The sequence below is a fragment of the Marinomonas sp. G8-14 genome (assembly GCF_055808935.1).
On sequence record NZ_CM147891.1, the window covers coordinates 3,439,770 to 3,463,966 of the forward strand.

Consider the following 24,197-nt stretch of genomic DNA (forward strand, 5'->3'; position numbering starts at 1 on the left):
ATGGTGATGTGGGACCCCTCGGTTTCTCCTATTGAAAGACACTCAAAAGCCGCTAAAAAGATCATGGCAGCACCGCCTTTGATACTGTGTGGCGGCTTTTTATTGTTAATTGTCATAGGAACCCTGTTACTCAAACTGCCTATGGCCACAACAACCCCAATTGGTTGGGTGCATAGCCTTTTTACTGCCACGTCAGCCGTCACAGTAACAGGGCTGGTGGTACAAGATACGGGCACGGTTTTTACGACTTTTGGGCAAGTCGTGATTGCGGTGTTAATTCAATGCGGTGGTTTAGGTTTAATGACCTTTGCTGTGGTCACTCTCGTTGCTCTAGGCGGCCGTATTGGTTTTTTACAACGTACGGTTGCGATTGAAGCCTTTAATCAAACCGACGCCTCTAGTATCGTTTCCACGGCCAAATCTGTGTTGCTGTTTTCCTTCATCGTCGAAGCCATTGGCATCTTGATTCTTACGGTGCATTGGAGCGAGACACTCGGCTGGAAAACCAGTTTATTTCATGGCTTTTTCTACACCATCAGCGCCTTTAATAACGCAGGCTTTGCATTGAGTGCTGACAGCCTTGTTCCTTATGTGGCCGACCCTGTGGTGAATTTCACCATAAGCGGATTGTTTATTATCGGTGGTTTGGGGTTTTCCGTCTGGATTGACCTAATGAAAAACCGTCGTTGGGTAAGACTTTCACCTTACAGCAAGATGATGATCATTGGCACCATTGTCATCAATTTGGTGGCTTTGCTTACGATTTATTTTATTGAATACAGCAATCCAAACACTCTTGGTCCTCTGAGCGAAACAGGCAAGTGGCTTGCCTCATGGTTTCAGGCCGTAACCCCAAGAACAGCGGGCTTTAACACGCTTGCGATAGATCAATTAGAAGATGCGACCACTGCTCTTATGTTGCTGCTGATGTTCATTGGAGGGGGCTCTTTGAGTACCGCCAGCGGCATTAAGGTAGTGACTTTTATGCTGTTAATATTTGCCACTTATGCGTATTTACGACGAGATTCCGAAGTCAATGTGTTTAAGCGAGAAATCCCCAAAGATGTGATCAGTAAAGCGCTCGCGTTAACCATGATCTCAATTGGTGTGACTTGGTTGGCGATTTTTGGTCTCTTGATCAGTGAAAAACACGCCGACTTCCTAGATGTGGTTTTCGAAGCGGTCTCAGCACTTGGCACTGTGGGGTTATCTCGAGGATTAACTGGAAACTTAAGCAATACTGGCGAATTTATCATCATCTTCTTGATGTTTATCGGCCGTTTAGGCCCATTAACACTGGCCTACTTCCTCGCCAGCCCAAGAAGCAAAAAAGTCCGCTATCCAAAAGTTAAAATGACCGTGGGTTAAGGGCTTTATAGTGCTATCAAGCCTTCTTTATACCCACAGAGGTCGGGTTTCCCAATCAGTGGGAAAGCCCATTTTTGTTGTATCTATGGCATGCGTATTGATTAAGTTTTTGAGTCTCGTTTTCCAGTGATGCCCAGGAGCTATTATATCCATGAGATATAGCATTATTGTCAACGTGTTGTAGAGCTTTTTTAAGTTCCTATCGTTGTGAGGCAAGCGCAAAATGCTATTAATCAAATCGTTTGGACCGACTGTTGGTAACTTCATTTGCTTAGGAAAAACACGATTCCATAGCCTCGCATGATGGGCAGCTTTGTTTCTCACCAACGACAAATGCTCGCAAAACGAAGTCATTACTGCTTCATTGAGGTTGTAAACCTGACAGATTGCTTTGCGGTCTTGCCTCTCATTGATATTGGAAAACCATTTGGATAATTGACCCATAGTCATTAGCTCAACTACGGCCCATATGGGAGGTAATGTCTCCTGATACTTAGTTGTTAGATGGCGAATAAAGTCTTCATCGCTTTGATGTACATCTTTTTTCAACTTGTTTAACCCATCTTGATGTCTTCCCGTATTTTGAAATATTGAGGGGGCAAGATGCGGGTGCGCTGTATTATGACGGTGACTTAAGTGATAAGCCATTTGCGTTCTTAATGAGACTTCGATTTTTTCGATAGCATCTAGAAGCAGTAAGCGTAACTCTCGATCAAAAATATAGAGGTTTAACACATCATCGAACGTTGTACCGGGAGCAACCTGATGAGTCGTGTGATTTGTCTCGAAGGGTAAGCAGTAAGCTGATAGCCGATAATAATTTAGCTGTGAAAGATAAAATTCAGCTTTCGATTGATCTGGAATATCCAAACCATGAGATTTCAGTATCTGAACTTGTTCAGCAAACGTCTTAGGCGGCTTAGTAAAAAGGATTTTGTTCTGGGTAGTCATTTTTTATTCCCCCAGAAACAAGTAACCCCTCGCAGGGCGCTGATCTTACGGGTAGCGGGAGGGGTGTTGTTAGAATTAATTATAGCGACAAATATACTTGTTGCAATGTATTTGTTTAAGATAGCTAAACAACTAGAAAACCAAACATTAATCCAATCCATTGAATTTAAAAACATTTATTGTCACCTTAATTATAGTAAGTTGGTATTTCAACCAGCCATTTTCAACTTTTCTACTAAGTTGCGTATTCTACTTCCCGATACAAAACGAGCCAAAGATGCGGCCTAACAAGTCGTCACTGGTAAACGCGCCAGTGATTTCACTTAGGGCTTGTTGAGCTTCTTTTAGGTCTTCCGCAAGCAGTTCCCCTGCCCCGTATCCATGCAGCTGTTCGTTACCGGCGTCTAAGAAACGGTTGGCTTTGTTGAGCGCTTCTATGTGACGGCGACGGGCGATAAATCCTCCTTCAGTCGTGCTGTCGAAGCCCATGACGGCTTTTAGGTGTTCAGTCAGATCACGAACGCCCTCACCTGTTTTTGCCGATAGAGAGATGACAGGGACGCCTGAGACCATTTCAATGCCCGTGCCTTCTTTGGTCAAATCGACTTTGTTACGCACCAAGGTAAGGTGTTTGGTATTGCCCAGTTTTTCCATGAATTCTGGCCAGATTTCGCTTGGGTCTTTTGAATCTATCGATTGGCTGTCGACCATCATGAGAATGCGATCCGCTTTGCTAATTTCGTCCCATGCGCGCTGAATACCGATGCGCTCTACTTCGTCTGGGCTGTCGCGTAAGCCTGCGGTGTCGATAATGTGCAGTGGCATGCCATCTAGATGGATATGTTCACGCAATACGTCTCGAGTGGTGCCTTCGATGTTGGTGACGATGGCGGACTCTTTGCCTGATAAGGCGTTCAATAAGCTGGACTTGCCGGCATTGGGACGCCCTGCTATGACCACGTTCATCCCTTCACGAATCAAGGCGCCTTGGTTGGCTTCTTTGAGCACGTCAACAAGCTTCGCTTGAATGCCTGCCAGTTCTGTGGCGACTTTGCCGTCACCGATGAAGTCGATCTCTTCTTCTGGAAAATCGATCGCCGCTTCTACGTAAATACGCAGATGAATTAAGGCTTCAACCAGTTCGTCTACGCGTTTTGAGAAGGCACCTTGTAAGGAACGCAATGCGCATTTAGCGGCTTGTTCTGACGTACTGTCGATCAAGTCGGCAATGGCTTCCGCTTGGGTTAAATCCATTTTATCGTTCATGAAGGCACGTTCGGAGAACTCACCAGGACGTGCTAAGCGCGCACCAAGGGCAACACAGTGACTCAGCAGCATGTCCATAATGACGGGGCCGCCATGGCCTTGCAGTTCAAACACATCTTCGCCAGTGAAGGAGTTGGGACCTGGAAAATATAAGGCGATGCCTTCATCTAGCTGTTCTTGATTCGTGGTTTTAAACGGCACGTAATGGGCATAACGTGGTTTAGGTTCAAAGCCGATAATCTGTTTGGCGATGGCAAGGCTTTTTGGACCGGATAAACGAATGATCCCTACGCCACCTCGGCCAGGAGCGGTGGCTTGTGCGGCAATCGTGTCTTGGTCTGTGGCGTATTGGAAATCGGTCATAATCAAACTCTGTGCGATAAAAGAAAATAAATAGAGATGGCTGTCATTGTCCGTTAGCAAGACAAGCATGGCAATCTAAACGTAAAAAAGGCCTCCCAATGGGAAGCCTTTTTTGAAATCAAAGACCGATTTTGTTATCAGGCTTCTTTTTCGATACGTTTCGTAATGATGTACTGCTGTATGATTGACAAGGTGTTGTTTGTCACCCAGTACAGTACCAAACCGCTCGGGAACCACAAGAAGAAGAAGGTAAATGCGATCGGCATTATCTTCATGATTCTAGCTTGCATTGGATCTGGCGGTGTTGGGTTAAGCATTTGCTGTCCCATCATACTAAGGCCCATTAAGATAGGCAGTACGAAATAAGGATCCATTACAGATAAGTCATGGATCCATAAGAAAAATGGAGCATGACGTAGCTCAACAGATTCCATCAGCACCCAGTACAAAGAAAGGAAAACCGGCATTTGTACCAAAATAGGTAAACAGCCCCCTAGTGGGTTTATTTTCTCTTTCTTGTAGAGCGCCATCATGGCTTGAGACATCTTTTGACGGTCATCACCGTATTGATCTTTCAGTTTGGCAATTTCAGGACCGAACTTACGCATTTTCGCCATAGAACGGTAGCTTGCGGCAGACAACTTGAAGAAGATTGCCTTCACACACACTACGATCAAAATGATGGCGATACCCCAGTTGATCACATAAGACTGGATCAAGGTTAACAGCCAAAATAGTGGTTTTGCTAACCACCATAACCAACCATAATCGACGGTCAAATCTAGATTTTCTGCGGTGCTTTCAAGGTGATCTTGTAATTTAGGGCCAACATAGAACGTTGAGCTTAATGTACCTTGTTTGCCTGACGCGATTTCCACAGGCGAACCGGTGAAGCCAATGATATTAAAGTCACCGTTAGTACGCGCTTGTAAAGTGACTTTTTGACCTTGCTCAGGGATCCATGCAGACACAAAATAGTGTTGTAGCAATGCAACCCAACCTTGTGTAGTGGTGGTTTTAAGCGGTTCTTCTCTCATGTCAGAAAAAGATACTTTTTTGTATTTGTTCTGCTCATCAGAAACCGCACCGCCTAGGTAAGGCTGTAAGCCCATGCTAGTGGCCGTACTTGGATCTTCTGAATTGTCACGTTTAATCTGTGCGAACAGATTACCGCGCCACGTGCTTGAAGACGTGTTATCAACCGTGATCAATTGGCGAATACGGTACTGACCTTTCGTAAAACGGAAGGTTTTGGTGTATTTCACGCCTTTTGCATCGGTGTAATAGAGATTTACGTCAAGCGAATCTTCACCATCCGTCAAAGTATAAGTCGTTTTTTCTGACTGATAGACTGGACGGCCTTCTGGTGAAGCGTCGGGACCGTTTTGACCCACTAAACCACTTTGCGTGACATAAGTACGCGCAGAGCCATCTTCTAAAATGACATAAGGATCCGGTTTACCTAATTCTTTTTTGTATTGCAGCAAAGCCGCTTCAACAAGGTCGCCGCCAACTGGATTAATGGCAACACGCAAGGTATCGGTTGTCACTTCTATCAGTTTTCCGGGTGCAATTTGGCTCACACTTTGCGGAATCTCGGCATTCGCATCGGCCGTACTTTGAGTTGCCATAGGCAAATCATCGTTCATTTGAGAGTTTGTCTCAGTTTGAGACTGTGTGCTTTGAGCTACGCTTTGCGTGGACTGAGGACCATAATCTTGGCTCCACTGTAAAAACAGCATGTAGCCACTGATAAAAAGCGCACCCCATAAAAAGTAACGTCTGAAATCCATGGTATTCAACTAATTCATTTGGTTAGACAAGTAGGTTCATTGAACCCTTATAAAAATCACGCGCTATTAAACCAGCCTTTGGCAGTTTTTTCAGCCTATTTCTGCTTATCTTGATCGCGTTTTTTATTTTGAGCGGGTTTTAAGGCTTTTTTTGCCAACTGATCCCATGCTTTGTCGAGTCGCTTATGCAAATCGGCATTATCTAATTCTTTGATGCCTTGGCGTGCTAGGAAGACAATATCAAGGCCAGAAAGTGGAGTTTTGTGGTGACGAAAGGAATCACGTACCAAGCGTTTGATACGATTCCGGCCTACCGCGCGTTTATCCGTTTTTTTCGACACAATAAGACCTAACCGAGCTTGGTTATCATCTCGTTTTCGTGCCAATAAAAGGAATTCGCCTGCAAAGACTTTGGAGGAGGTGTCATTAAAGACAGATTGATAATCCCCGGCATTCAGAAGTCTGACGTGCCGAGGAAAACAATATTCGGTCATCAGCGTACTTATGCGCTTAGAACCTTACGGCCGCGAGCACGACGACGAGCGATAACTTGACGTCCGCCTTTAGTAGCCATACGAGCACGGAAACCGTGGTTACGTTTGCGTTTTAGAACGCTAGGTTGGAAAGTTCTTTTCATCTTAATTCTCTCACTGAATGCAGTGTTTGAGTTTTGAGGGTTAGCTCGCGCCAAGCCTCTACATTTGATTGGTCAAATCAGGGCGCGGATTTTAGAGGCTTTTTCCAGTAAATTCAATGCTTACAGAGGGGAATTATGAAAAAAAGAGCTGCACAATTCATTCAATACTTACACACAGAGTTTTACCAAAGAAGTGGATAAAGAAATTTGAATAGAAATATTTTATCCACAACCTCTTTTTTTAAGTCTCTAATGTGTATAAAAAACAAAATGATAAAACTTTTTCCACATGTGGATAGTATTAAAATAAACGCATTATGTCGTGTGTATAACTTATGCTTTTATGCACAAAAATATTTCTTATCTACTCCTGTGTATAACCTGCCATGTTATTAACATTTTTTGATTTACGGTAGGAATCGGTTTTTTTTCTATTTATGTGTGGATAACTTTAAATGCCCGATGTAAAATCCGCTCCTTGTCTGTCACTCAACCAGGGAGTACGTCTACAGTGTCTTTGGAGCATTGGAATCTTTGTCTGCAGCGCTTGCAGAGTGAGTTTTCCACATCTCAGTTCAACACCTGGATTCGTCCATTGCAGGCTGAAATGATGCCGAATGGAGAATTGTGCCTAAGTGCACCAAACCGTTTTGTGTTGGATTGGGTGAGTAACAAATATCAAACGCGCATAAAAGAATTATTGTCTGAATTTGCTGGCGATGACCTTGCCCCTGCTTTAAAGCTGGAGGTGAAGGCGCAAAACTTTGCTCAAGCAAATTCGATGTCGCCGCCACCGCCGCCGGTTTCAAATGAACCTGCTATTAATCCATTGAATAATGAGGTGGCGAGAGAGTCTGGCTATCGTCCAGGTTTTGGCTTAATGGATGACGAAGAAGGCAGCCCAAATGCTGACCTAGAATTTGAAGCACCATTAACCTTATCTGGTACTGGATTGCGTGGTGAACTTGAACCTTATGAACAGGGACAACTTCCATTAACGGCGCCCAAACGTAAAGTACAAGTGGAAGGTGGTATTAACCACGGCGCGAATCTCAATAATTCGTTTACCTTTGATAACTTCATCGAAGGTAAATCTAACCAGCTCGCTCATGCTGCGGCCTTGCAAGTTGCGGAGAATCCAGGTGGCGCTTATAACCCTCTCTTCATATACGGCGGGGTTGGCTTGGGTAAAACCCACTTAATGCAAGCCGTTGGTACGGAAATGATGCGTCATAATCCGAATGCTAAGGTGGTGTACCTGCATTCTGAACGCTTCGTTGCTGACATGGTAAAAGCGCTTCAGTTGAACGCGATCAACGATTTTAAACGTTATTATCGTTCGGTTGATGCCTTATTAATTGATGATATTCAGTTTTTTGCCGGTAAAGATCGTACGCAAGAAGAGTTTTTCCACACCTTTAACGCTTTATTAGAAGGTGGTCAGCAGATGATTCTTACCTGTGACCGCTACCCTAAAGAAATCCAAGGTTTGGAAGATCGCCTTAAGTCGCGCTTTGGCTGGGGATTAACGGTTGCTATTGAGCCGCCGGAATTAGAAACTCGTGTGGCGATTTTGATGCGTAAAGCGGATGAAAGTGGCATTAAGCTATCTTATGATTCGGCTTTCTTTATTGCACAGAAAATACGTTCGAACGTACGTGAATTAGAAGGTGCGTTGAAACGTGTTATCGCTAACTCACATTTTACCGGTCGGGCGATTACGCCGGATTTTGTGCGTGAGTCGTTAAAAGATCTTTTGGCCTTGCAAGATAAGCTGGTAAACATCGATAATATCCAGCGAATTGTAGCGGAATACTACAAAATTAAGATCAGTGATCTGCTGTCGAAACGTCGTAGTCGATCGGTTGCTCGTCCTCGCCAAGTGGCGATGTCGTTAGCCAAAGAGCTGACCAACCATAGTTTGCCTGAAATTGGTGATGCCTTTGGTGGCCGCGACCATACGACAGCCTTGCATGCGATTCGCAAGATTAAAGAACTGCAAGATACGGATTCGGATATCCGTGAAGACTATAAACAATTGATGCGAATTCTGACCACCTGATGGTCTAAGACTTTGAGTTTACGAGGAAAATAATGAAATTTTCAGTCGTCCGCGAGACACTTCTTAAGCCACTTCAACTAGTGGCAGGCGTTGTAGAGCGCAAACAAACCATGCCCGTCTTGGCCAATGTGTTGGTGGAAGTGAAGGACCAACTATTAACTTTGACTGGTTCTGACTTAGAAGTTGAATTGGTGGGCCATGTACCTTTAGATGAGTGTGAAGAAGGCCGTATTACGGTTCCAGCTCGTAAACTAATGGATATTTGCAAAAGCTTACCAGACAGTGCAGTGATTGAGTTCACCTTGGACGATCAAAAAGCGGTCATTCGTTCTGGTCGTTCACGTTTTAGTTTGTCCACTTTGCCAGCAGATGAGTTTCCTAATATCCAAGACATGCAAGGTGATCTAACGGTTTCTATTCCACAAAATAGTGTGCGTCGTTTGATCGACCGTACCGGTTTTGCGATGGCGAACCAAGACGTGCGTTATTACCTTAACGGTATGTTGTTAGAAGTAGCGGATGGTCAGCTACGAGTTGTTGCGACCGATGGACACCGTTTGGCAACGGCAGTTGAAGACGCGCAAGTAAGCGGTGATTTGACACAAGTTATTGTACCGCGTAAAGGTGTGTTGGAACTAAACCGCTTGCTAAACGACACAGATGAGTTGGTTGAGCTAACAATAGGTACAAACCATATTCGTGCTAAAGTCGCTGAGTATGTGTTTACCTCTAAATTAGTTGACGGAAAATTCCCGGATTATCACCGTGTTATTCCACGTAATAATGAAAAAATCGTCATTGCTGATCGCTTGGAATTACGCCAAGTATTCCTGCGAGCATCGATTCTTTCTAACGAGAAATACCGTGGTGTGCGTTTGATTCTGTCTAATGGCATGTTGCAAGTGTTTGCCAATAACCCAGAGCAAGAAGAGGCTGAAGAATCTGTATTGGTGCAATACCAAGGCGACAATATGGAAGTGGGCTTCAACGTGGGTTATTTGTTAGACGTATTGGGTGTCGTAGACTCTCAAGAAGTGCGTTTATCATTGAATGACTCGAACAGCAGTGCCTTGATCGAAGAAGCACAAAGCCACGCAGCACAATACGTTGTGATGCCGATGCGTCTATAATCATCACTTAGATGATAGACCTATCACTCGCTTGGCAATGTCGTTTTCTAACATGCCAAGCGGGTTGTCTTCCCTACCCTCATTAAGGTTTAAGAGTTATGCCGCTGGTGCGTTTGGACATCTCTCATGTTCGCAACCTTTCTAGTGTGCGCTTTGAACCTTCGCCCCAAGTAAATGTGATTGTTGGCAAAAATGGCAGCGGTAAAACTTCTGTGTTGGAAGCCATTCACCTATTGTCGTTTGGTCGCTCCTTTCGTAGTCACAAACACAAGACCTATATTCAGCATGAAAACGAGGCTTGTATCGTCTTTGCACAGCTCTACCAAACACAAGGCAGCCCGATTCGTGTGGGCCTACAGCGCTATCGTGATGGTCAGATTGACGTTCGTATTCAAGGTCAGCGAGCCCCAATCGGTCGTTGAGCTTGCAGAACGCCTTCCTGTACAGCTTATTAACCCCGATGCTTTTCGATTATTAGAGGGTTCACCGAGCATTCGACGCCAATTTATTGACTGGGGGGTGTTTCATTTCGATAAAGACTTCATTCAAGCGTGGCGAGGCTGGCAAAAAGCATTAAAACAGCGGAATACCTTGCTCAGACGTGGTAAAATATCCCTCAGTTTATTGGCGGCATTTGATCAGGAATTGATCCGACTGGGTGAGCAAGTCAATCAATCTCGCAGAGCGTATGTGGAGAAATTAACACCACATTTTGTGAAGGTTTTATCGCTCTTAACCACAGAGCTTTCGGTGAGTTTGCAGTTCTTCCAAGGCTGGGACGCTCAGAAAAGTTTACAGATGGCGGTGGAAGCAGGACGCGAGCGAGATATAGAGCTGGGTTATACGCATACAGGTCCTCAACGAGCTGACTTACGAGTGAAAACCGCGACGGGAGATGCATTAGACACACTGTCTCGTGGTCAACAAAAACTGGTTGTGTCTGCGTTGAAGATCGCTCAAGGGCAATTACTGATCGATATGGGACGCCCCCTGGTATTTTTAGTGGATGATTTACCAGCTGAATTGGACGCCAACCACAGACAGAAACTTTGTCAGTTGTTGGAGTCATTAAACAGCCAAATTTTTATTACCAGTGTCGAGCCTGACACAACGGATTTTACTTGGGCCGACACAACAGACGTTCGTCAGTTTTCGATGAATAACGGCGAACTGTCTTTAATTGAGCAAAGGTTTGCAGGAGAGTTAAATGAGTGAAAATAATTACGATTCGTCCAGTATCAAGGTGCTCAAAGGGCTAGATGCCGTACGTAAACGTCCAGGCATGTATATCGGTGATACGGATGATGGTACGGGTTTGCACCACATGGTGTTTGAAGTCGTCGATAACTCCATCGATGAAGCTCTCGCTGGCCATTGTGACACCATTACTGTACTGATCCACCCAGATGAATCGATTTCTGTTTCGGATAATGGCCGTGGTATTCCGGTTGATATACACGAAGAAGAAGGCGTTTCTGCCGCCGAAGTTATCATGACGGTACTTCACGCTGGTGGTAAGTTTGACGATAACTCATACAAGGTTTCCGGTGGTCTTCACGGTGTGGGTGTCTCGGTAGTAAACGCCCTATCTGAAGCGCTCACTTTGACGATTCGGAAAAATGGTAAAGTCTACGAACAACATTATGTCCATGGTGTGCCACAAGCGCCATTGGCGATTGTCGGAGATTCTGATGGCAAAGGCACAACCGTTCATTTTAAACCTTCTCCTGCGACTTTTAATAACATCCTGTTTGTTTACGACATTCTGGCGAAGCGCCTGCGTGAGTTATCATTCTTGAACTCTGGTGTTGCCATTCGACTCAAAGACGAGCGCACGGGTAAAGAAGACTTCTTCAACTACAGTGGCGGCTTGCGCTCTTTTGTCGAACATTTGAACACCAACAAAACCCCCATTAACGATATTTTCCACTTTATGTGCCAACGTGATGACCTAGAAGACGGTATTGCGGTTGAAGTGGCGTTGCAGTGGAACGAAGGTTTCCAAGAAAATATTTACTGTTACACCAACAATATTCCACAACGCGACGGCGGGACTCACCTTGCGGGTTTCCGCGGCGCGTTAACGCGTACCCTAAACACTTTCATCGAGAAAGAAGGGTTAGCGAAGAAACAAAAAGTAGCGACAACAGGCGACGACTGCCGTGAAGGTTTGACTGCCATCGTATCGGTAAAAGTGCCGGATCCGAAGTTCTCTTCTCAGACCAAAGACAAACTGGTGTCTTCTGAAGTAAAAACGGCCGTAGAGCAAGAAATGACCAAGCGTTTCTCTGAGTTCCTACTAGAGAAACCAAACGAAGCCAAAATCATCGTTAACAAAATGATCGATGCGGCGCGTGCCCGTGAAGCGGCTCGTCGTGCCCGTGATATGACCCGTCGTAAAGGCGCGCTAGACATCGCTGGTTTGCCAGGTAAATTGGCCGATTGTCAGGAAAAAGACCCAGCGCTTTCTGAAATCTACCTAGTGGAGGGTGATTCTGCAGGTGGCTCGGCAAAACAAGGTCGTGATCGTCGTACGCAAGCTATTTTGCCGCTGAAAGGTAAAATCTTAAACGTCGAAAAAGCCCGTTTTGACAAGATGCTCGCGTCTGTTGAAGTTGGCACTCTGATTACGGCATTAGGTTGTGGTATCGGTCGTGACGAATTCAACGCTGACAAATTGCGTTACCACAGCATTGTTATCATGACCGATGCCGACGTGGATGGCTCGCACATTCGTACCCTACTTTTGACCTTTTTCTTCCGTCAAATGCCAGAAATCATCGAACGCGGTCACATCTTCATTGCGCAGCCACCTTTGTTCAAAATCAAACGTGGTAAGCAAGAACAATACATCAAAGACGAAGCGGCGTTGGATCACCATTTAATTGAAGTGGCTTTGGACGGTGCTCACATGCATGTCAATGAAGATGCCCCAGGTATCCAAGGCGAGCACCTAGCAAAACTGGTCCGTGATTACATTCACATTGAAGGCGATATTGATCGATTGTCTCGTGTGTACCCAAAAGATGTAATGGGCAAACTTTTGTACTGCAAACCACTTACCCAAGATAGCCTGACGAAAGAAGCGGCTGTAATGGAATGGGTTGACGCTATTCGTAGCCAGATGCCACAAGACGCACGTACTGGCTTCCGCTTTGACTTCTCTGTGGAAAAAGACGATGAACGTAATATCTACTTACCAGTAGTCGATATCATGTCTCACGGCGTGTCTAACCGTTACCGTTTTGAAGGCACTTTCTTTAATTCTCCAGAATACAAACGTATTGTAACGATGGCGGAAACGGTTGCAGAACTGTTTGGGGAAGAGTCTTATATCCAACGTGGCGAACGTCGTGAAGCGGTGAAAACCATCAGTGACATGAAGTCTTGGCTAATGAAAGAAGCGTCTCGCGGTATGACCATCCAGCGCTATAAGGGTTTGGGTGAGATGAACCCTGAGCAACTTTGGGAAACCACTATGGATCCTAATGCGCGCCGCATGCTTCGCGTCACCATCGACGACGCCGTTGCCGCCGACCAAATGTTCACCACCTTGATGGGTGACGAAGTGGAACCACGTCGTAACTTCATCCAAGACAACGCCTTGAACGTCGCCAACCTAGACGTTTAAGCGTTTGATTAGCAAATAAAAAAACGGTTAGAGTGCGCAAGCTCTAACCGTTTTTTTGATCTAATTTGTATACCTAAGCAACGCTAAAATGACTTACAACGCGGCTTTGATGCTGTCTTCAATGGACGTCGTAGGGCGACCAATGAGCGTTGATAGGTCTTTGCTGTCGCTGAATAGGCCGCCTTGAGAGGCACCCACTTCGGAATCGGCAAGAACCGCGGCGAAGCCTTCTGGTAAGCCTGCACCCACTAGAATCTTGGTGTATTCCGCTTCAGGAACGTTGTGGTACGTCACGGTTTTACCGGATACCTTGCTAATCGCGGCGGCGTATTCACTGAGTGTGAAGGCGTTGTCGCCCGCCAGTTCGTAGACTTTACCTGCTTGTCCATCTTTAATCAGTACCGCGGCGGCCGCGGCGGCATAGTCAGCCCGTGCTGCGGTAGATAGTTTTCCGTCTCCTGCACAGCCAACCACACCGTATTCTAAAGCGGGTGCAAGGCCCATTGTGTAGTTTTCTGAGTACCAGCCATTGCGAAGTAGTACGTAAGGTACGCCAGATTCCGCTAACAGATTTTCTGTCGCTACGTGTTCTTTTGCCAAAATAAGCGGTGATGTGTCCGCGTTTAAGATACTGGTGTAAGCAATCAAAGCAACCCCCGCTTCTTTGGCGGCATGGATGACATTGCGGTGTTGCTCAACACGTTGACCCACTTCGCTGGAAGAAACCAATAGTACTTTTTCTACGCCTTGCATTGCCGCAACAAGAGAATCAAGATCGCTGTAATCCGCTTGGCGAACTTGTACGCCCTTTTCGGCTAAATCGGCGATTTTTTCTGGGTTACGAACCGCTGCCACGATTTGGTTAGCGGGTGTGGTATTTAAAAGGTTATCGATAACTAGACGACCAAGTTGGCCAGATGCGCCGGTGATTAAAATCATAATATTCTCCTTTGAGTTTTAAGTTGATAGAAGTAGAATATATCACTAACAAACTTTTAGTAAGTACGTACAAAAAGGTAAGTATGGAAAATAATTTACAAGATTCTGTGAACGGTATGGCTCACTTATTTGAGCGAGGCGATGTATTTTCAGACAAATGCCCTTCCCGTGATATTTTGAAGCATGTCACCAGTCGCTGGGGGGTTTTGGTGTTGTTTGCTCTGAAGGACGGTGAAACGCATCGTTTTAGTGAACTGCGTCGCAAGATTTTAGGCGTCAGTGAAAAAATGTTGGCGCAAACCCTTCAAGCCTTGGAATTAGACGGCTTTGTTTTACGCACATCGTATCCTGTGGTGCCGCCTCATGTGGAATACAGTCTGACGACGTTAGGGTTTGAAGTAGCGATTCGCGTTGCCAATTTGGCGGATTGGATTGAGGACAATCTTACGGATATTTTGGCCCAGCAGTCCCGCAATGAAATGTTGGCTTCCTAATTAAAGGCTATAAATTATTAGCCTTTCATTTAAGTGAGTGCTTACTAATCTCTCTCTTTAAGCTAAGCACTACATTGCTGTTTCTGCTTGGCGCTTTTCGTATGCAGTCTCGGGCAGTTGGCGCACAGTTCTCCGCCTTCACGGCGAAAATGTAAGCAGCACGTGTGGCGTACAAAAACAGGTGTTTTGGCCGTTTGTAGGCTAAGCCCTTTCAGTGGTTTTAAGGGTAAATTCATGGCCTGTGCCCAAAGACGAAAATCCCCCTCCAGATCGTATTTTTGTTCATCAGGAAGTATGTTTTCTATTGCTATCAAGGCACTCATCAATTGGTCAGCGAGTAAGCCTTTATAAAGTGCGGGCTGCCCTCCAAAAGCCTCTACATGAGCGTTTTCAAGTGATTGAAAAAGTATACTGAGTTGCTCGCAAGCGGTTTTAATCAGGGTTTCGTGGTTTCCCTCTTGCCATATTCCGTCCGGTAAACAATATCCGGCGACCATCTCACCCTGCTGTTTTTGTTCTAGATTTTGCAAATGCAATGGAATGGCTTTGAGCTGATAAACACAAATCATCGCCAAATAGATCGGCTGCCAACATACTAATCCCCAACACCGTATACGCCAATAAGGCGCGCCCGTTTCGGGGTGCGCCTCTTGTAGCGTTTTATGCAAAAACCGCAGAGCGGGTTCTGGATGGGTGGCGGATAAGCTTGTCGTGCTTGGTTTCTCATTAGACAAACTTTCTTGGCCATCCAGTACCGCAATGTATGATCTTGCAGTGTTGAAAAGACGATCTATAAGCCTTTCCATGTTTTACCTCTAAATAGTGGCTTTAAGCCATGCTATGAGATAGCTAAAACTCATAGCGGGCACTGATTTCGTAAGCTCTTTCGTCACCAAACCAGCAGTTGGATGCGTCGTAGCAGCTGTAATAGGTTTCATCAAATACGTTGCTCATGGCAAATTTCACGCTAGCGCCCTGCCATTGTGGTGATAATGCCGATAAGTCATAACCGATAGACAAATCGACCAAAGTAAACGATGGCACGGTATTCGAATTGGCGGCATCGAGTTGCATTTGCCCTACATAACGCACACCTGAGCCGAAGGATGCTCCGACTAGTTTTCCTTCTGTTGGTGCATAGGTTAGCCAAGTATTGAATTGCTTTTCAGGTACCCAAACAGGTGTATTACCTTCTATACCACTGTTGTCTTTGGTTACTTCCACGTCTTGCAGTGTGTAGGCTGCTTTGACCGTTATATCAGGTGTCATGGCGTGTTGTAATTCAAGCTCGATACCACGAGAGCGCATTTCCCCTACTTGGACTTTTTGGCTGTAGTCTGAGCTGTCAGGATCACGAGTCAGTACATTGCGTTTGGTGATTTCAAACGCGGTTGCGCTGGCTGTGGTGTTTCGTCTTTTGTATTTTAAACCGGCTTCCCACTGGTCGGCGGTGGACGTATCAAAGGTTTTGCCATTACGATCTGAGCCAGTAACGGGTTCAAAACTTTGGGCGTAGCTAACAAACGGCGCTACACCATTATCAAATTCATATAGCACACCTGCTCGACCACTAAATTGGCTTTGATCTACCTTAGTGTTGGTTGCCGCTCCGTATTTACGACCTTTTTCTGTTGCTTTAAATTGGTCATAGCGACCACCGGCAATAAAGACCCATTGATCGAGGCGTATTTGATCTTGCAAGTATAAGCCTGTTTGTTCTTTGTCGATGGCAAAATCACTGCTGTAGCCGGACCCAGCGAAGTCTAGGTTATCTCTGATAATCTGCTTGTGATCTGGATTATAAAGATCAATGCTCGGCGCAACGGCGTCTTCGTATATCACATCAGATTTGAGTTTTAGATAATCCACACCCACCAAAATATTGTGTTCGGCATTGCCAATATCAAACAATCCAGAAAATTGGTTATCTATGTTGATACCTTCAGACTTTTCATCTGTTAGGTAGGCGCGGCGGTTTAAGGTTCTTTCATCACTGTCTAGTGAAGAAGAGTAAGTGTTTTCTTGGTACGCTTTGGCTGTGGTGAAACGAGCATTTTGTAAAAAGCGCCACGTATCATTGATATTATGATCGAGCTTATAGCCAAGCAGCAATACGTCTCGGTCATAGGTTTCCCAGTTTGTGTCACCCGCATAGGCATCTGAAGACAGTTTTCCATTAATGCTGTTATAGACGGTGCCTTTGGATGGCAAAGTGGAATAGATCCCCATGCTTGGATCCTTTTGGTAATACATATTGAGGTTAAGCATGGTGTTGTCACTTATTTTCCAATCAATAGAGGGCGCGATCATGATGCGCTCTTCTTCCGATGTGACGGCTTGTCCGTCCTTTTGGCGAAAGAGTCCAACGACGCGATAGTTCATTGTATCGTTTAGCGCGCCGGTACTATCGATTTGTGTTTCGCGTTTATTATTATTACCTAAGGTTAATTCCACGCTATGTTGGCTCTCAGATTGAGGGGCTTTACTGATCAGATTCACCATGCCACCTGGCGGCATAGCGCCGTACAACGTCGAGGTTGGGCCTTTGAACACTTCCACTTGCTCTACCGCCGCCATATCGATTTGTGGTTGTAGGTTCCAATCGTTATAAAGTAGCTGCAGTCCGTCGTAGTAAGCTTTGTCGTTTCCGAAACCTCGTATATTAAAAAAATCCAATCGTGTTACCGCACCGCCTCGTAATTCAGTGTTGATACCTGGTGTGTACCGAACCGCCTCCGCAACGGTTTCTGTACCTCTTTGTTGTAAAGTTTCCTGTTCTATTACTGAAATAGCTTGCGGTGTTTCTTCTGGATCTAGCTGTGTTTTTGTTGCGGTATTACGATATGTTTGCCCTTTCACCACTAAAGGGCTTAACTGGTCCTCTACGTTTAGATCCGTTGTTTCTGATGTATTAGCAGCAAGCGAGTAAGGTGACACTGAGGTAATAGCCAAAGCCAGTATAGTGAATTGAAAATGCACAGACGGTTTCATAGTAACTCCGTAAATAGAATAAAACAATATTGATAATGGATCTCATTCTATTTTTCTTAAGAACATAAAACTTAACCTTTTGGTGCATCTTCCGTTAGGGATACGAGCACGTATGATGGATCGGACTTCATTGCTAAGAGACTATCTGGGTTTGACCGGAAGCCAGTATTCCATGTAGCTCTGCTGGCTATGTGGATTGTAATCAGGATCATAAATTTCTAGTTCGTAGCCCTGTACGCCATAATAGTTAGATTCAGGTAGCCATTGGAAAATAAACCACTCTAATGCTTTTTTGACCGCTGAAGCGTTTCCATGAACAGGAATGACGGCGTACTCTTGAGGTGGAACAATGACGGTATCCAATGGCGCATTGTCAAATGGATTCGCTCCCGAAAAGAGTGGTAATAACGCGTTTATGGGTTTCAAGTATCCGGCCCAATAAAGCATTTGATCTGGGTGATCAGCATGGTCTTGAGTGTCTATGATGCCAATTGGGCGCATGCCCTTTGTCATTGTCTTTACTTCTGAAATGACCTGAGACCAAAGTCGTGGAACACGTTCTGAAAAATTTGGGGATGCGGACAGTAGTCCCCGAATCCAATCGCATTTGCCTTGAATTTCAAAGCTCTCGAGGCTTTCAACGCGTATTTGAGTAAATGCTTTGGGGGTATCTGTTTGCGTGTTATCTAGCCTTCTATATTGTAATGGTGTTCGCAACCCATGGCGCTTACCTTGCTGGCGATAAGATCGAGGGGTACAGTTGAACATGTGTTTAAAGGCTCGGGAGAAGCTTATTTCCGAGTCAAAACCACATTCTATGGCAATATCTACATGCTTATTTTTACTGGATAGTAACAGTTCGGCCGCTTTGCTTAGGCGTAACTCTCTTACATATTGAGCGACAGAAAGCCCCGTTGCTTGGCTAAACACTCGCTGGAACTGCCACCGTGACCAACAGCTTTTTTCGGCCAAATTCGTCACATGAATGGAGCTCATCCAAATGCTCGTGAATGTAATCTAACACTTTCTCGATACGAGTGAGTCGATCTTGGTTTGTCATGGACCTGAGGCTTAAAATAATAACTATTATCATCTAATTGGCTTTTAATGCCAATGGGCAATAGCTCATTGGGGATTTTCTTTATGGAGTCTATTAATTAATCAAGTTGCGTGATTAAATCCGGATTATCTTTAACCATTCAAAACAATAAAAATGGATGTGGCTCTATGAAGGAATTGACTCGAACAGCGTTGTATTGCTCTATGTTTATCGGAGTTGGTGCCGTTGCGGGTTTGCTTGGCCCGAGTCTTATTTATCTAGCGGATTTGATTGATGCTTCTGTGGCGGAAATCTCCATCGTTTTTAGCGCGCGTGCCGTTGGCAATATTCTCGGTGCGTTATTAGCTGGACGAATGTTTGACCGTTGGAAAGGTCATCATTATTTGATTGTTATGCTGCTCTGTATGATTACAGGATTGATCTTAGTGCCCTTTTCTACCAGTTTGTCGATGCTGGTGGTATTGTTTTTCCTGTTAGGAGCAACGGAAGTGTCTGCTAATGCTGGTGGCAACATGATGATGCTGTGGTTGCACAAGGAAAAAGTCGGCTCCTATGTGACCATTTTGCATTTATGCCACAGTGCTGGATCCATGTTAGCGCCCTTGATTTTGGTCTTTGCTCAATGGACTGGCCATGGTTATGGTTCAGGCTATTGGATGGTGGCTCTCTATGCTCTGATATTACCATTATTTTTATGGCGTCAACCTAGCCCAACGTTTGAAGTCAGAGCCAGTGAAGCGGTGCCTGTGACAAAGCAAAAAGCCACTTTTTTGGCATTTTTAACGGTCATCTTCTTATATGTGGGTTTTGAAATAACCATCGCTGGTTGGATCAGTACTTATGCCGTTCTGTCTGGTGAAGATCAAAATAGCGCAGCGATATTAGTTACTTGGTTTTTTGTTAGCCTTTCCTTGGGGCGTTTGTTCTCCGTTTTCTTATTGCGTTGGATTACACCTCGTCAAGGCATATATGCTTTATTGTTAGTGAGTTTTACGGGAAGTCTGATGATGGTAGTGTCTGATGTGTCGCTTGTGGTGATCGCATTGTGGTTAGGTCTGGGTTGTTCCGCTTTTTTCCCCATGTTGTTTTCTTATGCCAACAGTATTATGGCGCTTAATGGCAAACGAACGGGTTATGTTTTTGTTTGTTGTGGATTGGGGGCGTTGGTTGCACCATCCTTAACTGGGCCCATTATTGAAATTTTCAGTGCGAGAGCATTTCCGTTTTTGTTATTAGTTTTGACGCTTCTCATCACATTCAGTTGGCGCAGATTAGCTGGTATGACGCGAGGTAATTAACCTTGTTGTATGGCGAACACCTTGTTAGTAATCGTTTACTGACAAGGTGTCTTTGGACGTCTCATTGGTTAAACAGAGTTAACTGTATTTATGCAGTGTTGCAATGGTGAATGCTGCTAGGTCGGTATAGACAGTAAATGGGAAGTCTATCGTTTTATACTGCGTTTCACGGCCTTTTCCAGTCAAAACCAATACAGGCGAGCAACCACGTGCATTACCTGCCTGAAGGTCTCTGAGAGAGTCTCCAACCATGATGGCTGGGTGCTCTTTGAACGATAGACCAAGCTCTGCTTCGATTGTTTCAATCATGCCACTTTTGGGTTTACGACAGTTGCAGTTGTCATTTGGACCGTGAGGGCAATATTGAATGCCATCTATTTTACCACCCTCTGCTTCGACAAGTGCTGTCATTTTATCGTGCATGTCATGCAAGGTGGCTTCGTTGTAATAGCCGCGCGCAATACCCGATTGGTTGGTGACGACAAAGACTTTAAAGCCCGCTTTAGACAATGCCGCGATCGATTTAATGCTGCCTGGAATGGGTTGCCATTCGTCGATAGATTTAACATAAGCGTCTGAGTCTTGGTTAATGACGCCGTCACGGTCTAGTAAAATAATGGGTTTGAGTTGCGCCATGGGGAATGCCTTTTTGAATCGAGTTGAATCGTGTTAGTTGTACTGTTTCATTTCGTATCATTATGGATACAGCTTTGATTATTTTACTTCACCTATAGCCGCGAAAATGGCATTACGACAAGCGCGGCTGAGATCGTTTGGTGCTAGGCCAATATCCAGCCCTCGCTGTCCACCGCTGACATAGATCTTTTCAAACGCCTGCGCACTTTGATCAATACAAGTGACGAGACTTTTCTTTTGCCCTACTGGACTGATACCACCAACCAAATAACCGGTAAGTCGTTCGGCATCTTTTATTTCGGCCATATGCAGCTTTTTTACGCCTAATGCGCTGGCCGCGCGTTTTAGATTCAACGTGCCAGTGACTGGTACTATGGTCACGAAGGTCGTTTTATCATCGGTAACGAGCAGTGTTTTGAACACGCAAGCAGGATCAAGATTCAGTTTTTGTGCGGCTTCTTCACCAAAATTAGAACAATTAGCGTCGTGTTCGTATTCGTGAATACTGTACGCAATCTTCAGTTTCTTAAGCTGGTTTATGGCTGGTGTCACTGTGTTAATCCTGATTATTTTTGCCAGAACATGGGGGTGAATAATACCAATAAAGTAAATACTTCTAAACGGCCCAATAGCATAGAGAAACACAGCATCCATTTTGCAGGATCACTGACACTGGTAAAGCTCGAAGCGACATCACCTAGACCTGGCCCCAAGTTGTTAAGGGTTGCTGCTACGGCAGACCAAGCCGTCACCTGATCCAACCCTGTTGCCATCAGACCTATCATTAAAACGACATACACCAACAAATACGCAGAGAAAAAGCCCCAAACAGCTGATACCACCCTTTCATTGATGGCTTTACCACCTACTTTAACGGGAATCACCGCACTTGGATGTATCAAACGCTGTATTTCTCGCATTCCCTGTTTAAGGATCAAAAGGATACGAATAACCTTCATGCCGCCACCAGTTGAGCTGGCACAGCCACCGACAAAGGAGGTGACAATCAACAGAAAGGGTAAGAAATGTGGCCATGAAGCAAAGTCTGCTGTACCAAAACCTGAGGTAGTTGCGATGGATACACTTTCAAAAACCGCGTAACGTAACGAAGAGCCTCCAATCATAGGTGGATGTCATTGCTAGTACCAACGTAGACAATACGCAAGTGCTAAGCAAGATAAACAAAAAGAAGCGTGCTTCAGGGTCTTTAAAATAATGCCACACGCTCTTGTGGCGCCAAGCATAAAAATGCAAAGCAAAATTGCACGCTGACACTATCATGAAAAAGGTACAAATCATTTCGATAGCCACACTATTGAAATACCCAATACTGGCATCGTGAGTAGAGAAACCACCAATAGCCACGGTTGAAAAGCTATGGCAAATAGCATCGAATAACGTCATTCCTGCTATCCAATAACCCAAGGCACAGACACTGGTTAGTGTGGCGTAAATAAACCACAGCGCTTTGGCTGTTTCGGCAATACGCGGTGTTAATTTTGTGTCTTTCACTGGACCTGGGGTTTCTGCGCGATACAACTGCATACCACCGATGCCTAGCATTGGCATAATGGCCACGGCCAAAACAATGATACCCATACCACCAAGCCAGTTAAGCAACTGGCGGTAAAATAAAATCGATTTAGGTAAATCATCGATCCCTGTGAGTATCGTCGCCCCCGTGGTTGTGAGGCCAGATATGGATTCAAATAAGGCATCGGTAAAAGTGAGGTTTGGCGTTTCTGCTAAGAAGAAAGGCACCGAACCGAATAGCCCCAGCACTGTCCAGAACAGCACGGTAACTAGAAAACCATCACGAATTTTCAACTCACCACGTTCATTACGAACTGGAAACCAAAGCAAAAAACCGCCCAATAAGTTGATTGCTAATGCATATAAAAACGCATGGACAGTGCCATCTGAATAAATGATGGACACAATAATTGGTGGAATTAGCGAGACGCTAAACACCATAACCAATAAACCAATGACGCGTAAAATAACACTAAAATGCATACTTGTTTCCTAGATCTCGACTTAAAGCGTGTTGTCAGACCAGCGTTAATTATTCATTTGAATGAGGGTTAAATTTAGCAAAATCCGCTTTAAAAGAAGGTCAGTCCTACTTGGAACAGCTGCTCTACGGCCGGAATTTGCTTCTTGTTCGTGACGAAAATAATAACGTGGTCTTCCGCTTGAATGACGAGATCACCCGTGGCGACAATCATATTATCTTCTCTAACAATAGCGCCGATGGTGGCACCATCGGGTAAATTCAAATTGGCGATACTTCGACCGACCACTTTCGAAGAGCGATAATCACCATGTGCAACGGCTTCTAATGCTTCTGCTGCTCCTTTGCGCATCGAGTGAACGTTTACTACGTCACCACGACGGATATAACTCAATAAAGAACTTATGGTGGTTTGTTGAGGTGAAATGGCAATGTCGATCATGCCTTCTTGAACAATGTCTACATAAGCTGGGTTGTTGATAATCGTCATAACCGTACGAACACCAAGTACTTTTGCTAACATAGAAGACATGATGTTGGCTTCATCATTATTGGTTAAGGCGCAGAATACATCGGTGGATTCGATGTTCTCTTCAAGCAGCAATTCTTGCTTAGAGGCATCGCCATTGAGCACTATGGTGTTGTCCAAGGTTTCAGACAGATATCGACAACGCTCTGGATCGCGCTCAATGATTTTGACACGATATTCTTTTTCTAGGCTTTGGGCCAAACGCTCACCGATGTTACCGCCACCAGCAATAATGATACGTCGATAAGGTACATCCAATGGACGTAATTCACTCATGACATCAAGCACGTCTCGTTGCGCGGTGAGAAAAAAGACTTCGTCATTCGCGTGAATATGTGTGTTGCCGTCAGGAGAAATGGACTTACCGTCACGATAAATCGCTGCGATACGTGTTTGGATTGACGGCATGTGTTCTTTCAAAAAGCTGATTGGCTGATCAATCAGTGGGCCGCCCTTTTCTGCTTTGACGACGACCAGTTGGACTTTGCCATCGGCGAACTCCATGACCTGCAGTGCACCAGGATAGCGGATCAATCGACTTAAATGCTTAGTGACTTCTTTTTCAGGGCTGATACGAACATCCATTGGGATGGCTTGGTCGGCAAATAATTCTGGGTATTTAGCATACGCACTTGAACGAACGCGACCAATTTTAGTTGGCGTTTTAAAGAGAGTGTGCGCGATCTGACAAGCGATCATGTTGGTCTCATCTTGGTTGCTCACGGCAATCAACATATCTGCGTCATTACAGCCCGCTTGATCCAATACATCAGGATGCGAGCCGCTGCCCTCCACTGTTTGGATATCGAGACGATCTTGCAGTTCTCTAAGGCGAGTAAGATTGGTATCAATGACAGTAATATCGTTATCTTCACTAGCGAGATTTTCGGCTAGTGTGGCCCCAACTTGGCCTGCCCCTATAATGATGATTTTCATAGTCTACCTTAGAGCGTTATGTGTTATTCGGCTCTTTGTTTAATATATTAATATAATGAGAAGTTAAATCGTCTTACAGACCAAACGTGCATAATTTTT

18 protein-coding genes and 2 pseudogenes are annotated in these 24,197 nt (G+C 44.9%); 7 read left to right on the forward strand and 13 right to left on the reverse strand.

The features are described 5' to 3' along the window. On the forward strand, positions 1 to 1,368 hold the full coding sequence (locus tag AC0L6V_RS17515) for a TrkH family potassium uptake protein (protein WP_265219649.1): 1,368 nt from the start codon (positions 1 to 3) through the stop codon (positions 1,366 to 1,368). Between the two features lie 27 nt (positions 1,369 to 1,395). Here AC0L6V_RS17515 and AC0L6V_RS17520 read toward each other — a convergent pair whose 3' ends face one another. The 5 genes from AC0L6V_RS17520 to rpmH all read right to left on the reverse strand — a co-directional run bounded on the left by AC0L6V_RS17520 (position 1,396) and on the right by rpmH (position 6,378). Continuing rightward, complete coding sequence (locus AC0L6V_RS17520; RefSeq protein ID WP_409418837.1) at positions 1,396 to 2,319, reverse strand: Abi family protein; 924 nt, start codon at positions 2,317 to 2,319, stop codon at positions 1,396 to 1,398. Positions 2,320 to 2,568: 249 nt separating this feature from the next. Further along, on the reverse strand, positions 2,569 to 3,948 hold the full coding sequence (mnmE, locus tag AC0L6V_RS17525; RefSeq protein ID WP_265219651.1) for a tRNA uridine-5-carboxymethylaminomethyl(34) synthesis GTPase MnmE: 1,380 nt from the start codon (positions 3,946 to 3,948) through the stop codon (positions 2,569 to 2,571). Between the two features lie 137 nt (positions 3,949 to 4,085). Next, positions 4,086 to 5,741: a membrane protein insertase YidC gene (gene yidC / locus AC0L6V_RS17530; protein WP_265219652.1), complete on the reverse strand. Its 1,656-nt coding sequence runs from the start codon at positions 5,739 to 5,741 to the stop codon at positions 4,086 to 4,088. 95 nt (positions 5,742 to 5,836) lie between these two features. Next, on the reverse strand, positions 5,837 to 6,235 hold the full coding sequence (rnpA, locus tag AC0L6V_RS17535) for a ribonuclease P protein component (RefSeq protein WP_265219653.1): 399 nt from the start codon (positions 6,233 to 6,235) through the stop codon (positions 5,837 to 5,839). A gap of 8 nt (positions 6,236 to 6,243) precedes the next feature. Next, positions 6,244 to 6,378, reverse strand: a complete 135-nt coding sequence (rpmH, locus tag AC0L6V_RS17540; RefSeq protein WP_012072147.1) for a 50S ribosomal protein L34 — start codon at positions 6,376 to 6,378, stop codon at positions 6,244 to 6,246. Positions 6,379 to 6,889: 511 nt separating this feature from the next. Here rpmH and dnaA point away from each other — a divergent pair. The 4 genes and pseudogenes from dnaA to gyrB all read left to right on the forward strand — a co-directional run bounded on the left by dnaA (position 6,890) and on the right by gyrB (position 13,201). Next, positions 6,890 to 8,440, forward strand: coding sequence for a chromosomal replication initiator protein DnaA (dnaA, locus tag AC0L6V_RS17545; RefSeq protein ID WP_111605784.1), 1,551 nt, complete (start codon positions 6,890 to 6,892; stop codon positions 8,438 to 8,440). Positions 8,441 to 8,472: 32 nt separating this feature from the next. Further along, the gene (gene dnaN / locus AC0L6V_RS17550; protein WP_265219654.1) at positions 8,473 to 9,570 is read left to right on the forward strand and encodes a DNA polymerase III subunit beta; all 1,098 of its coding nucleotides are present in this window, start codon (positions 8,473 to 8,475) and stop codon (positions 9,568 to 9,570) included. Between the two features lie 98 nt (positions 9,571 to 9,668). Continuing rightward, positions 9,669 to 10,777: pseudogene (gene recF / locus AC0L6V_RS17555) on the forward strand (DNA replication/repair protein RecF). Next, on the forward strand, positions 10,778 to 13,201 hold the full coding sequence (gyrB, locus tag AC0L6V_RS17560) for a DNA topoisomerase (ATP-hydrolyzing) subunit B (RefSeq protein ID WP_265219655.1): 2,424 nt from the start codon (positions 10,778 to 10,780) through the stop codon (positions 13,199 to 13,201). It begins immediately after the preceding pseudogene. Positions 13,202 to 13,294: 93 nt separating this feature from the next. Here the strand turns inward: gyrB and AC0L6V_RS17565 are convergent, their stop codons facing one another. Further along, positions 13,295 to 14,140, reverse strand: coding sequence for an SDR family oxidoreductase (locus tag AC0L6V_RS17565; RefSeq protein ID WP_265219656.1), 846 nt, complete (start codon positions 14,138 to 14,140; stop codon positions 13,295 to 13,297). A gap of 83 nt (positions 14,141 to 14,223) precedes the next feature. On the opposite strand from AC0L6V_RS17565, the gene AC0L6V_RS17570 reads away from it, so the two are divergent. Then, a complete protein-coding gene (locus AC0L6V_RS17570; RefSeq protein WP_409418838.1) occupies positions 14,224 to 14,634 on the forward strand; it encodes a winged helix-turn-helix transcriptional regulator in 411 nt (136 codons plus the stop codon). Between the two features lie 62 nt (positions 14,635 to 14,696). Here the strand turns inward: AC0L6V_RS17570 and AC0L6V_RS17575 are convergent, their stop codons facing one another. The 3 genes from AC0L6V_RS17575 to AC0L6V_RS17585 form a co-directional block, all read right to left on the reverse strand. Beyond that, positions 14,697 to 15,440: a siderophore ferric iron reductase gene (locus tag AC0L6V_RS17575; protein WP_265219658.1), complete on the reverse strand. Its 744-nt coding sequence runs from the start codon at positions 15,438 to 15,440 to the stop codon at positions 14,697 to 14,699. A 43-nt stretch (positions 15,441 to 15,483) separates the two neighbouring features. After that, positions 15,484 to 17,625 carry a TonB-dependent siderophore receptor gene (locus AC0L6V_RS17580; protein WP_265219659.1) on the reverse strand — a complete coding sequence of 714 codons (2,142 nt, stop codon included), beginning with the start codon at positions 17,623 to 17,625 and terminating at the stop codon, positions 15,484 to 15,486. A 141-nt stretch (positions 17,626 to 17,766) separates the two neighbouring features. Further along, entirely contained in the window at positions 17,767 to 18,621 is an 855-nt protein-coding gene (locus tag AC0L6V_RS17585) for an AraC family transcriptional regulator (RefSeq protein WP_418138461.1), read from the reverse strand. A 231-nt stretch (positions 18,622 to 18,852) separates the two neighbouring features. Between AC0L6V_RS17585 and AC0L6V_RS17590 the strand changes: the two genes are divergently transcribed. Beyond that, positions 18,853 to 19,983, forward strand: a complete 1,131-nt coding sequence (locus AC0L6V_RS17590; RefSeq protein ID WP_409418840.1) for an MFS transporter — start codon at positions 18,853 to 18,855, stop codon at positions 19,981 to 19,983. A gap of 78 nt (positions 19,984 to 20,061) precedes the next feature. Here AC0L6V_RS17590 and gmhB read toward each other — a convergent pair whose 3' ends face one another. The 4 genes and pseudogenes from gmhB to trkA all read right to left on the reverse strand — a co-directional run bounded on the left by gmhB (position 20,062) and on the right by trkA (position 24,098). After that, on the reverse strand, positions 20,062 to 20,619 hold the full coding sequence (gene gmhB / locus AC0L6V_RS17595; RefSeq protein ID WP_265219662.1) for a D-glycero-beta-D-manno-heptose 1,7-bisphosphate 7-phosphatase: 558 nt from the start codon (positions 20,617 to 20,619) through the stop codon (positions 20,062 to 20,064). A gap of 78 nt (positions 20,620 to 20,697) precedes the next feature. Continuing rightward, positions 20,698 to 21,171: a Cys-tRNA(Pro) deacylase gene (gene ybaK / locus AC0L6V_RS17600; protein ID WP_265219663.1), complete on the reverse strand. Its 474-nt coding sequence runs from the start codon at positions 21,169 to 21,171 to the stop codon at positions 20,698 to 20,700. Positions 21,172 to 21,185: 14 nt separating this feature from the next. Further along, positions 21,186 to 22,635 (reverse strand): annotated as a pseudogene (locus AC0L6V_RS17605) (TrkH family potassium uptake protein). A gap of 89 nt (positions 22,636 to 22,724) precedes the next feature. Beyond that, positions 22,725 to 24,098, reverse strand: a complete 1,374-nt coding sequence (gene trkA, locus AC0L6V_RS17610) for a Trk system potassium transporter TrkA (RefSeq protein WP_265219665.1) — start codon at positions 24,096 to 24,098, stop codon at positions 22,725 to 22,727. Positions 24,099 to 24,197 lie beyond the last annotated feature (99 nt).